The 11,613-nt window shown below is 71.7% G+C and carries 10 protein-coding genes; 6 read left to right on the top strand and 4 right to left on the bottom strand.

Annotated elements, in window-relative coordinates; all coding sequences use genetic code 11:
• Positions 1–22: 22 nt before the first annotated feature.
• The 3 genes from OF819_RS27205 to OF819_RS27195 all read left to right on the top strand — a co-directional run bounded on the left by OF819_RS27205 (position 23) and on the right by OF819_RS27195 (position 1,581).
• Positions 23–400, top strand: a complete 378-nt coding sequence (locus tag OF819_RS27205) for a hypothetical protein (protein WP_267246300.1) — start codon at positions 23–25, stop codon at positions 398–400.
• A 3-nt stretch (positions 401–403) separates the two neighbouring features.
• The gene (locus tag OF819_RS27200) at positions 404–1,081 is read left to right on the top strand and encodes a hypothetical protein (RefSeq protein ID WP_267246299.1); all 678 of its coding nucleotides are present in this window, start codon (positions 404–406) and stop codon (positions 1,079–1,081) included.
• Positions 1,082–1,200: 119 nt separating this feature from the next.
• Positions 1,201–1,581, top strand: a complete 381-nt coding sequence (locus OF819_RS27195) for a peptidase inhibitor family I36 protein (RefSeq protein ID WP_267246298.1) — start codon at positions 1,201–1,203, stop codon at positions 1,579–1,581.
• A gap of 114 nt (positions 1,582–1,695) precedes the next feature.
• Here the strand turns inward: OF819_RS27195 and OF819_RS27190 are convergent, their stop codons facing one another.
• The gene (locus OF819_RS27190; protein WP_267246320.1) at positions 1,696–3,150 is read right to left on the bottom strand and encodes a hypothetical protein; all 1,455 of its coding nucleotides are present in this window, start codon (positions 3,148–3,150) and stop codon (positions 1,696–1,698) included.
• A gap of 279 nt (positions 3,151–3,429) precedes the next feature.
• Here OF819_RS27190 and OF819_RS27185 point away from each other — a divergent pair, with 279 nt between their 5' ends.
• Together OF819_RS27185 and OF819_RS27180 are read left to right on the top strand one after the other, a co-directional pair.
• Positions 3,430–3,969, top strand: coding sequence for a WcaF family extracellular polysaccharide biosynthesis acetyltransferase (locus tag OF819_RS27185; RefSeq protein WP_267246297.1), 540 nt, complete (start codon positions 3,430–3,432; stop codon positions 3,967–3,969).
• 14 nt (positions 3,970–3,983) lie between these two features.
• Positions 3,984–5,132: a glycosyltransferase gene (locus OF819_RS27180; RefSeq protein ID WP_267246319.1), complete on the top strand. Its 1,149-nt coding sequence runs from the start codon at positions 3,984–3,986 to the stop codon at positions 5,130–5,132.
• A gap of 254 nt (positions 5,133–5,386) precedes the next feature.
• On the opposite strand, the gene OF819_RS27175 is transcribed toward OF819_RS27180, so the two are convergent.
• The 3 genes from OF819_RS27175 to gmd form a co-directional block, all read right to left on the bottom strand.
• Entirely contained in the window at positions 5,387–6,115 is a 729-nt protein-coding gene (locus OF819_RS27175) for a hypothetical protein (protein WP_267246296.1), read from the bottom strand.
• A gap of 80 nt (positions 6,116–6,195) precedes the next feature.
• Positions 6,196–8,877 carry a DNRLRE domain-containing protein gene (locus OF819_RS27170; protein WP_267246295.1) on the bottom strand — a complete coding sequence of 894 codons (2,682 nt, stop codon included), beginning with the start codon at positions 8,875–8,877 and terminating at the stop codon, positions 6,196–6,198.
• 363 nt (positions 8,878–9,240) lie between these two features.
• Positions 9,241–10,254, bottom strand: coding sequence for a GDP-mannose 4,6-dehydratase (gene gmd, locus OF819_RS27165; RefSeq protein WP_267246294.1), 1,014 nt, complete (start codon positions 10,252–10,254; stop codon positions 9,241–9,243).
• Between the two features lie 110 nt (positions 10,255–10,364).
• Between gmd and OF819_RS27160 the strand changes: the two genes are divergently transcribed.
• Complete coding sequence (locus OF819_RS27160; protein ID WP_267246293.1) at positions 10,365–11,402, top strand: GDP-L-fucose synthase family protein; 1,038 nt, start codon at positions 10,365–10,367, stop codon at positions 11,400–11,402.
• Positions 11,403–11,613: the final 211 nt, after the last annotated feature.

Genomic DNA, 11,613 nt, shown 5'->3' with positions numbered 1-11,613 from the left:
GGTCCGCCCCACAGGAGTGCCCATGCTCCGTACGTTCGCCCTGTCCGCCGCGGCCGTCCTCACCGCTCTGACGCCCGCCCTCGCGTCTCCCGCGCCCGCGTCCCCGGCCGCGCCCGCGGGGGAGCGCGGCCCCGGGGAGGTCTGCTTCTGGACCAAGCCGGGCCAGCACGGCACCGGCTGGTGCTACAAACCACCGGGTTACGCGGACGTCCCCGAGTCCCACCACGACAAGACCGCGTCCTTCCGCTCTGATGTGAACCAGAATGTGTACGCGATCGACTGGGGCAGGAACGGCTGCCATTACCGGCTGATCCGCCCGTACGACTTCAGCGACAACTGGTCCTGGGGCTCGCGCATCGACGGCGTCTCCCACACCAGCGAGGGCTGCGAGGCCGCCTGAGACATGTCCCGTTTATCGCCTCTTCCGGTTCGCGCGCTCTGCGCCGGAGCCGCGCTGGCCGCCCTGGCCGCCGGCTGCACTTCGACACCCGGGGACGTACGGGCCCCCGCCCTCCCCGCCACGGAGCGAGCGAGGGACGATCTCCTCAAGTCCGCTTACCAGACCCTGATCACCCGGTGTCTCGACGCTCAGGGCCTCACCCTCGAACGCAAGGCGGCCTCCGCCGCCGAAGACCGCCGACTCCAGGCCGCGCTCTTCGGCACAGGGCCCAGCGAGCTGTCCCTCACCCTCTCGGCCGGCCATACCGTCACCGCCCACACCGACGGCTGTCTCGCCGAAGCCCGGCGCACGCTGTACGGCGACGGCGACGATGAGCAGCGCTGGTTCACGGCCGAGGTCACCGTCAACAATCTGCGCGCCGAGGTCGGCGTTCGGATGGGCGAGGACCCGGACTTCCGGGCGGCGCTCGCCCGGTGGAACCGCTGCACGGCCGCCGCGGAGACCGCCGCCCCCGAGCGTTGCGCCCGGCGGGAGGCCGAACTGGCCGGGATCAGATCCCGGCTGGAGCCCGAGCTGCTGGCCGAGGTCCGCGCCCTGCGGGACAAGGAACTCACCGCTTACCGGCAGCTGCGCAACCGCGCACTCCATCGCGCGCTGGACGTCGTCCTCGCACGCTCCTGACGCACCTCTGGACGTACCACCTCTGGACGTACCACCTCTGGACGTACCACCACTGGACGTACCACCACTGGACGCACCATCACCGGATGCACCGCCGACCAGGAAGGCCTGAACCTCCCATGAAGCTGCTCACAAGGACCCTGATCCCGGCCGCCGCGGCCGCCCTGCTCCTCACTGGCGCCCTGGCCACAGCCGTCCCGGCCGGCGCCGCCGACTGCCCCAGCGGCCACTTCTGCGCCTGGGAGCACGCGAACTTCGACGGCCAGCGAGCCAACTGGTCGGGCGATGACGGCTGGTGGGAGAGCTGGATCGCCGACGAGGACTCCTCCTGGGCGAACCACGGCATCTCGGGCCCCGGAATCCCCGACCATGTGCAGGTCTACTCCCGGGCCCACCAGGGCGGCCATATGACCATCTGCCTCACCCCCGGCCAGGAGGTCGCCTACAACGGCGCCGCCAACGACGACGGGGACTCCCACACCTGGGCGATGAGCTGCTGAGGAGCGGGGGCTCTGGAAAGGGGCCGGGCCGAGACCGCTGCCCCGGTCTCGGCCCGCCTCCTCCGTAAGCCTTGCGCCGGGCGGCGCGGCGGCGGTGTGGCGCTGTCGACGCGGTCAGCTGATCCGTGCTCCCCAGTCCTTCTTGTACGTCGCGATCAGCGCGATGCACATCGCCGCGATCGCGACCCGTCCCATCGCCTGCAGCAGCGGCCCTCTGATGAGGATGAAGGAGTAGCCCGCGAGGAGCGGGGCGACGATCAGGATCAGGCTGCCGGGTGGGGAGCGGCGGACCGCGCGGCGGGCGATGCGGCGGTCGCCGCGGGCGGCCGCATAGCCGATGGCGCCCAGGCCCACGGTCATGCCGACCGGGCCGAAGTCGATCCACAGCTCGGCCCATACGGGGGAGGAGAGGTTGGTGTTGCGCGCGCCCATCCATTCGCCGACCGTCACACCGGTGTCGGTCGGCTTGTCCGGCCAGGCCGAGCGGGGCACGGCGAAGAGGAGGGAGCCCGCGAGCTGGTACCCGTAGGAATGGCCGTGGCCGGACTCCACATACGTGATGGTGTTGGCGAACATGCCGACTTGGTCGTAGTCCTTGAGAGCCAGCGGTTCCAGGAAGGACGTGGACTCGATCTGCCGGGTGTTGTTCTCGTCGTAGCGGAAGCGGTCGGCGAACGGGAAGAGCAGCAGGGCGACGATCACGCCCAGGCTGAGCGACGCCCGGTACATCGCCGCGCTCACCGGAAACGCGGTGAACAGCAGTGCGAACATCACCGTCAGAAACCAGTAGCGCGGGTTGGAGACCGGGTTGTTGACGATGCCGTTGAGGACGACCAGCGCGGCGAAGACGGCGATCACCGACCAGGTGCGGCGGGCGCGCCGTGAGGTGATCAGCCAGCGGGTGTAGACGAGCAGCGCGATCAGCGGCGGCACGGTGCCGAAGCCGCGCAGGAAAGCCTGGCCGGCCTGGCCGCCGTCGCCTGAGACGCCCGCTTCCTCGATGCCGGCGATGATCTCCTGGCGGCTGGAGAAGAAGACCGAGGGACCGCCCAGCTTGACGATCAGCAGACCGCCGCAGACGAAGGCGAAGAAGGTGAGCACATACAGCCGGCGGCGGTGGATCAGCAGCGGCGGACGGTCGGCCTCCGGATCCCGGGCCCGCTCCCTGGTGCGTTCGTCTCCGTGAGCGTCTCCGTGAGCGTTTCCGCGGGCGTCTCCGTGACCGCCCGTGCGGGCCGTGCGCCGGTGGCGTACCGGCCGGTGCCGGGCGATCAGCGCGCCCACGTCGAAGGCGAAGCAGCCGAGCAGCACCAGCGAGACCGCCTGGACGAGGTCCTCGCGCGGGCCGACGACCGGCGTGGGCACCTGCCCCAGAACGGCCTGAGCGAGCGGGGCCACGCCCATCGCCATATAGCAGAAGAGCCAGAAGGAGCCCTGCAGGAGCTTGCGGCGGCTGGTGAGGATCATCGCGCCCAGCCGCACTCCGCAGTACACGGTCAGGGCGAGCTGCAGCCAGAACGCCGCGTCCCGTGCGCCGCCGCCCGGCTGGGAGATGACCACCAGCGGCATAAACACCGACAGGCCGAGCACCAGCGGCACCGCGAGGGCGCGCGAGAGCAGCGTGCGCGGCGCGAACGGCGGGGGCAGCGGGACGACGGCGCCGGGCCGCACCGCCGGTGGGGCCCCGTCGCGTACGTCTGTCGACGTGCTGTCGGCCGTCACTGGCGATTTACCCCTCGATTCGTCCCGTTCGGCGCAGTCTAACGATGCGGACAGTCAACCGTTAGCCTGAGCTGTTCATGGCCGCAGCGGGGGATCCAGGGCGGAGAAGCGTAAGTTGGGGGCAGTATGAGGGATTTGTCGGCTTTCACGCTGGCCGGATACGACAAGGGCCGCGGCAAACTCACCCAGGCACTCTGGTTTGCCGTCATGAACACCGTCTTCATGGCCTGGTGGTGCCCCGCCCGGCTGCGCACCAGGCTGCTGCGCGCGTTCGGCGCGACCATAGGCGAGGGTGTGCTGATACGGCACAAGGTGCGGATCCTGTGGCCATGGAAGCTGACCGTCGGCGACCACGCCTGGATCGGCGAGGGCGCCTGGCTGCTCAACCTCGAACCGATCACCGTCGGCGCACACGCCTGCGTCTCCCAGGAGGCGCTGCTGTGCACCGGCAGCCATGACCACCGGGCCGCCGACTTCCGCTACCGCAACGCCCCCATCGCCGTCGGGGACGGGGCCTGGGTCGCGGCCCGCGCCACCGTGCTCGCCGGAGTCACGGTCGGCCGGCACGCCGTCGTCGGCGCGGGCGCGGTGCTCCACAAGGACCTGCCCGAACTCACCCTGCACACCGCCGACGGCGAGCGCCGCGCGGTCAAGGAGCCCGCATGACCTCCCGAGCACCGCTGCGCGTGCTGCACGCGGTCACCCTGCACTCGCCCACCGGCGCCTTCGGCGGCCCGGTCCGCGTCGCCCTCAACCTCTCCCACGGGCTGCGCGAGCGCGGGCACGAGCCGCGTCTGATCGCCCTGGCTGACGGCTTTGACGGACCGCCGCCCGCCGACGTCGAGGGCGTCCCGGCACGGCTCTACCCCGCCCGCCGGCTGCTGCCGCTCGGCTTCAGCGGCATCGCGTCCCCCGCCCTGCTGCGTCAGGCCGGCCGGCTGGTGCGCGGCGCGGACGTCGTCCATGTCCATCTGGCCCGCGATCTGGTGACCTTGCCGCTCGCGCTCGCCGCGCTGCGCGCGGGCATCCCGCTGGTGCTCCAGACTCACGGCATGGTGGACCCCAGCGACAAGATCCTCGCCAAGGCGCTGGACGCGCTGGCCGTGCGCAGGCTGCTCCGCCGCGCCGACGCCGTACTGCATCTGACGGCGCATGAGCGGCGCGGCCTCGACGCCGTGCTCGGCGTGCCGCTCGACAACGCCGTACGCCTGGTGAACGGCGTGCCCGCACAGCCCGTGAGCCCACGGCCGCCGTATCCGCCCGAGGCCCCGCCCCGCATCCTGTACGCCGCCCGGCTCCAGGCCCGCAAGCGCCCGTGCGACTTCGTCGCGGCGATCCCGGAGATCCTGCGCACCCACCCCGACGCGCAGTTCGTCATCGCCGGCCCGGACGAGGGCGAACTGCCCGCCGTGCAGCGCCTCGTCGACGAGCTTGGCGTCCGGCAACGGGCCGTCTGCACCGGCGCGCTCACCTCCGCCGAGGTGCTGGACGAGCTGCGCCGCGCCCATGTCTACGTACTGCCGTCCGTGGACGAGCCGTTCCCCATGTCCGTCCTGGAGTCCCTCTCCGTGGGCACCCCCGCCGTGGTGACCGTCTCCAACGGCCTGGCCGCCGACGTCCGCTCCGCGGGCGCGGGCCGGGTCGTGGACGACGCGGCGGGGCTGGCGCCGGCCGTGCTGGAGCTGTTGGAGCCGGGGGCTGGGGAGGCGGCGGGGGCGGCGGGGCGGAAGCTGGCGGCCGACGCGTTCTCGATGGGCGCGGTGGTGGACACGCTGCTCGGCGTCTACGACCGCGCCCAGGCGCGCGCGGCGTCCCGCGCCCACGGCTAGCGCCTCCGGCGAAGCTCTGGGGGCTCCGCCCCCAGACCCCCGCGCCTCAAACGCCGGCGGGGCTCTTTTTGAGCCCGTTGGGGGCACCTCCGTGGGGGTACCCCCGGACGGAGTCTGGGGGAGGTAGCTGGGGGAGATTGAGGACCGGGGGTTCGGGGCGGAGCCCCCGAAACGGGGCCTGGGGCCTGCCCCAGTTTCGGGAAGTGGGGGTCCCCCCCACGCCCCCAGGGCGTAGGGGGAGGGGCAGGGGAAACTCAGCCGCCCGCCCGCGCCCAGGCGTAGCACCCGTTCGAGGTGAACTCCTTCGCCCCGGACGGGATCGTCACCTCGTGCTGCTCGCCCCCACCGGGCCCGGGGCCCGACGCCGCTTCCCTGCCCTTGGCGTCCGTGACGGACCAGGTGCAGCCCGGCCCTGCCGTGAGGGTGCGGTAGCGGCCCGGCGCCGGGCCGGTGTGGGAGCCGTCCGGGTAGCCGCCCTTCGCCGCGTCGAGTACCGGCTTCTGCTCCGGGCAGAGATGGTTGACGGCGTCCTCGGCGTTCCTGATCTCTCCGGCGATCACGGCCGCGACCGTCGCGTCCTTGTCCCGCTTGGCCGTGCGCTCGATGCGCTGGCAGGCCTCCTTGCCGATGTCGAGGACGGCCGCGGGCTCGATCGACTTGGGGACCCGGCCCTTCAGATACTCCTTCTCCTCCTTCGAGAAGGAGCCGGTCGCGGGCTTGAGTTCCGAGTCGGGGCGTACGGGACCGGGGGCGGCCGACGCCGAAGCCGAAGGCGAGGGACTCGCCGTCGTCCCGTCCCCGCCGGCTCCGCCGTCCTGCTCGACCTGGTCCTCGACGCGTTCGGCCGCCGACCGCTCGGAGGCGGACGCCGACGCGGACGCCTTCGCCTCCTCCTTCCCGGACGATGAACAGCCGGTCACGGCCAGCGCCGCCGCCAGCAGCAGGGACGCCGCGGCCGGGCGTCGGAGGTGGGTGCGTCGCATGTCGTGCTCCTGCTCGTGGACGACTGCGCGGCGGGGCGGCGCCGGCGACGCCGCCCCGCCGCAGCAGTGCGGTGGTGACCTTAAGTGTGCGAGAAGGTGAGGATCAGCTTCGGCGTGCCCTCCGAGGCCGACGCCTCGGTCGACCACAGCCACAGCGAGTCCGTCCCCTCGGCCGTCAGGGCCAGGTCGTACTCCCCGCCGAGCGCCGCCTTGACCGCCGCCGTGTCCAGCGTGACGGAGGCCCTGGCGTTCGGGCCGGCCGGCGAGGTCAGCGTGCCCAGCGCCTGCGAGCCCAGGGAGGGCTTGGTCGCGTAGGTGACCTCGCTGCCCGACCAGTCGCCGGTGACCGGCCGGATCTGCACCGGGTCGGCAGAACCGGCGTACGACGCCGAGTTGCTCTTGACCTCCAGCGCGGCCCCGACGAGCTCCGTCCCGGCGGGCGCCTCGGGCAGGGTGAAGCGGAGGTACGACTCATAGGCCGAGGCGCCGCGCACCGCGAGCGACGTCGAGGCGCCGTAGTTGGCGCTCGGCGCGCCCGCGTTGACATAGGTGTCCTCGGTCGGCTGGACCGTGGTGACGGTGTCGCCGGGCTTGGACGCCAGGGCGTAGTGGGCGGCGACCCGGTCGGCGGACAGCGCCTTCGGGTAGACGGCGGTCTCGTCGAGCTGGCCGTGGAAGTAGTTGCTCCACGGGCGGGACGGCCAGGAGCCGAGGTTGTCGCCGCCGACGTGCCAGTAGCCCGCGTACTGCTGGTGCTCGCTGTAGCCGTTGCTGCCGACGCGCTCGCCGTCCACGTACAGCGTCATGCCGCCGGGGCCCTGGGTGCCGACGACGTGGTGCCACTTGCCGTCGTTGTACGAGCGCCAGGTGGAGATCGTGCGGGTGCGGCCGTCGTAGGCGCCGAAGACCAGCCGGCCCCAGTTGGTCATATAGATGTGCTTGTCATAGCTGCGGCTGTTGCGCGTGGTGTTGTCGCCGAAGCCGATCAGCTTGCCGCCGCTGCCGGTGGTCGTCTTGAACCAGGTCTCGATGGTGTACGAGTCCCCGACCGTGCCGCGGTGATCGCTGTAGATCTTGTCGTTGGCGCCGTCGAAGCCGAAGGCCTTGCTGTCGCCGGCGACCGCGCCGGGTCCCTGGCCGAGCGCCGGACCGCCGGACTGCACACCGCTGTGGTCGCCGGGCGACGAGTCGGCGACATACGGGCTGACCTTGTCGTCGTAGCGCCAGTACAGCTCCGCCCCGTCGGCGATGACGGCGGAGGCGTACGGCTGCGGGGAGACGGCGACCGAGACGGTGGCGGTGGCCGACAGGCCGCTGACGTTGCCCGCGGCGTCGGTGGCGGTCACCCGGTAGGAGTGGGTGGAGCCGGGGGCGAGGCCGGTGTCCGTGAAGGAGGCCTGCGGGCGCTCCCACGGCAGCGACTCGGCGTCCACCGTGCCGATCGGGGTGGCCGAGCCGTCCCGGTAGACCTTGTAGGTCAGCCTGCTGTCGTCCAGGTCGAGGCTGGTGCGCCAGCGGACCTGCACCTCGCCCGGCTTGACGCTCTCCGCGCTCGCCACCGGGGTGGTGGGCCGGCCGGTGTCGCCGGTGGAGGCGAAGCGGGTCAGACCCTGGGCGGCGGCGCCGTTGACCGTGGTGAACTCGCCGCCGGACCAGAGGTATTCGACGCCGTCCTTCGCGGAAATGGTGATCGCGCGCGGGCCGATGCCCTCGCCGAGGCCGTCGTTGGTGTCCGGGAACCAGCCGAGCTTGCCGGTACTGGTCGTCGGCTGCGCCAGGAAGTGGTAGCGGCGGCCGTCGGCGAACTCGCCGACGCTGGAGCAGTCGTGGGCGTGCGAGGCGCTGTAGAGGACGTCGTCATGCGACTCGACGGCCTGTGTCGCGCCCAGGCAGGTGTCGCGCCAGCGCTGCTCGAAGCCGTTGAGTTCGAGCGCGATGCGGCCGTCGAAGACGCCGCCACCGGTGCCCTCGTTGCCGGTGTAGAAGCCGGTCGCGTCGGTGTCGATGTCCTTGACGACCGACCGGCGGTCGATGAAACCGGTGGGGTACGCCTTCGCCAGCGCGCCCGTGTCCGCGTCGACGACGGCCAGAGCGTGCGAGTCCGCGCCGTTGACCTCGAAGAAGTCGCCGCCGATGAGGACATGCTCGCCGTCGGGGGTGACCTCGATGGCGCGGCCCGGCTCGTCGGCGTTCGCCGTGAACGGGCGCAGCGAGCCGTCGGCCGCGTCGACCGCGGCGAAGCGCTGCCGTGTCTCGCCGTTGACCTGGCCGAAGTCGCCGGCCGCGTAGACGGTGTCGCCGGTGACGGCGAGTCCGCGCACGGTGGCCGGGAAGGCGGCGTTGAAGCCGGTCCTCGGGGTGCAGGTGGCGATGTCGATGGCGGCGAGGCTGGAGACCGGGACGTCGTTGACCGCGCCGAAGTAGCCGCCCGCGTACAGCGTCTTCTTGTCCGGGGACACGGCCAGCGCGCGCACGGTGGCGGTGCCGGAGGAGACCGTGAACGACAGCTCGCAGTCGGCAGGCGCGCCGGTCGCGGCGTCCAGGGCCGCGAAGTTCAGGGCGCTGCGGGCGTTGCCCGGGGCGCCCTGGGGCGGCCGTACTTCGGAGAAGGTGCCGCCCGCGAAGACCACGCCGTCGGCCTGGGCCAGCGCCCAGACGATGCCGTTGGTCTGCCAGGTGGGCAGATCGTCCGCGGTGAAGCCGACCGGCTCGGTGAGCGCGGCGGCCTGCGGTATCGCGGCCGCGCCGAGGCCTGCGGCCATTGACAGGACGAGGGCAGCGCTCAGCCCTCTTGACTTCTTCATGTACCCCCCAAGGCAGGTCGCCTTGACGTCGTGGCGGCGTGCGGGCGGCGGCTCAGGCCCGGGTCACCCGCTCGGGCTTGGGTCACCCACACGCGTGAATGAAGCGAAGGGTAACGGTTCTTCAGCCATTTCTGGCCATCATCCGACTAAAAACAAGGGCAAACAGGGGCACCAGGCGTCACAGGTTTGTAACCGGCAGAGTGTGGAGCCTCTCCGGGCACGCTGTGAAGCCCCTGCGAAGGCTCTCCGTGGGCTCTCCGCGGCCCCGGACGAGGCCGCGGAGAGCCCGGCGGAGTCAAGTGCCGTGCACATCCGCTCTGTTCAGCGGTCGACGCGGACCGCGACGCCCGCGAGCTGGTCCTCCACCAGCTTCACATCGGCGTCCACCATGATCCGGGCGAGGTCCTCGACCATCACTTCGGGCTTCCAGCCCAGCAGCTCCGCGGCCTTGCTCGCATCGCCGATCAGCGCGTCCACCTCGCTGGGCCGCTCGTACTTGGCGTCGTAGCGCACATGCTCCTGCCAGTCGAGGCCCGCGTGCGAGAAGGCGGTCTGAAGGAACCGCCGCACCGTGGCCGGGACGCCGGTGGCGACGACATAGTCGGTCGGCTCGTCCTGCTGGAGCATCCGCCACATGGCGTCGACGTACTCCGGGGCGTAACCCCAGTCCCGTACCGCGTCCAGATTGCCCAGATAGAGCTCGCTCTGCAGACCGGCCTTGATGCGCGCCACCGCACGCGTGATCTTGCGGGTCACAAAGGTCTCGCCGCGGCGCGGGGACTCGTGGTTGAACAGGATGCCGTTGACGGCGTACATGCCATAGGCCTCGCGGTAGTTGACCGTGGCCCAGTAGCCGTACACCTTCGCCACCCCGTAAGGGCTGCGCGGGTGGAAGGGCGTCTGTTCGTTCTGCGGCGGCGGGGTCGAGCCGAACATCTCCGATGACGACGCCTGGTAGACACGGGTGTCGATGCCGGAGGCGCGGACGGCCTCCAGCAGCCGCAGCGAGCCGAGGCCGGTGACGTCGCCCGTGTAGAGAGGCGCGTCGAAGGAGACCCGGACATGGGACTGGGCGCCGAGGTTGTAGACCTCGTCGGGCTGTATGTCCCGGAGCAGGTTCACCAGGGCCACACCGTCGGAGAGGTCCGCGTGGTGGAGCACGAAGGAGCGCCCCGTCTCCTGCGGGCCCTGGTAGATGTGGTCGATCCGCTCGGTGTTGAAGCTGGAGGAACGCCGCACCAGACCGTGCACCGTGTACCCCTTGGACAGCAGCAGCTCGGAGAGGTACGAACCGTCCTGCCCGGTGACGCCTGTGATCAACGCGGTCTTGGTCATCGTGGCATCCTCTGTGTGTTCTCTGACGATCTCAACTGATCTTGTGATGTATACGGAAAATCATGGGTACGGGCAGATGCGCGGCCGGTGTGCCTGGCATGATCCCGCTCATGACCGATTCGCAGACGCCGCCGCCCGCCGGACCTGACGGACCTGCCGGGCCGACCGAACCTGCCGGGCCGACCGAGCATGTGCCGCCGAACCCGCCCGACTCGCCGTATCTGCCAGCCGGCGCCCGCATATTCGTCGCGGGCCACCGCGGGCTGGTGGGCTCCGCGATGGTCCGCAGACTGGCCGCCGACGGCCATGAGGTGATCACCCGCGGCCGGGACGAACTCGATCTGCGCGACGCGGCGGCCACCGCCGCCTTTCTGGCGGACGCCCGGCCCGACGCCGTGGTGCTCGCCGCGGCGAAGGTCGGCGGCATCATGGCCAACAGCACCCAGCCGGTGCCGTTCCTTGAGGACAATCTGCGCATCCAGCTGAGCGTCATCGCCGGGGCGCACACCGCGGGCGTGGCCCGGCTGCTGTTCCTCGGGTCGTCCTGCATCTACCCCAAGCACGCCGCGCAGCCGATCCGCGAGGACGCGCTGCTGACGGGCCCGCTGGAGCCCACCAACGAGCCGTACGCGCTCGCCAAGATTGCCGGGATCTGCCAGGTGCAGTCGTACCGGCGGCAGTACGGCGCGGCGTATATCTCCGCCATGCCGACCAACCTCTACGGCCCCGGCGACAACTTCGACCTGGAGACCTCGCACGTCCTGCCGGCCCTGATCCGCCGCTTCCACGAGGCGCGCGAGGGCGGCCTGGACGAGGTGACCCTGTGGGGCTCGGGCGCCCCGCGCCGCGAGTTCCTGCATGTGGACGATCTGGCGGACGCCTGCGCCACGCTGCTTGCGCGTTACGACGGGGAGGCGCCGGTCAACGTCGGCTGCGGGGACGACCTCACGATCAAGGAGCTGGCCGAGACGGTCGCCGAGGTGACCGGCTACACCGGCCGCATCGCCTGGGACACCGGCAAGCCGGACGGCACCCCGCGCAAGCTGCTGGACGTCTCCCGGCTGGCGTCCCTGGGCTGGAAGCCCAAGATCGGCCTGCGGGACGGCATCGCGTCGACGTACGCATGGTGGCAGCGGTCCCTCGCCTGACGCCGCCGCCGGTGCCGACGCCGGTACGACGACCGCGGTCGCGCCGCCACGGGGCGCGACCGCGCCGCCGGGCCGCCGCCGCGCCCGGCGCGCTTCTGCGGGGACGGCCTTCGCGCCGTGCACTGCCCCGTGCGCCTTAGCGGGGACGGCCTCCACGTGCCGACCCGTGCTCCTAGGTCGTGTCGTCAAAGTCCCGTCTGCCAGGCGACGC

This window comes from Streptomyces sp. PR69 (assembly GCF_026420845.1).
Lineage (GTDB): Bacteria > Actinomycetota > Actinomycetes > Streptomycetales > Streptomycetaceae > Streptomyces.
This window is presented reverse-complemented; position numbering and strand designations above follow the sequence as displayed.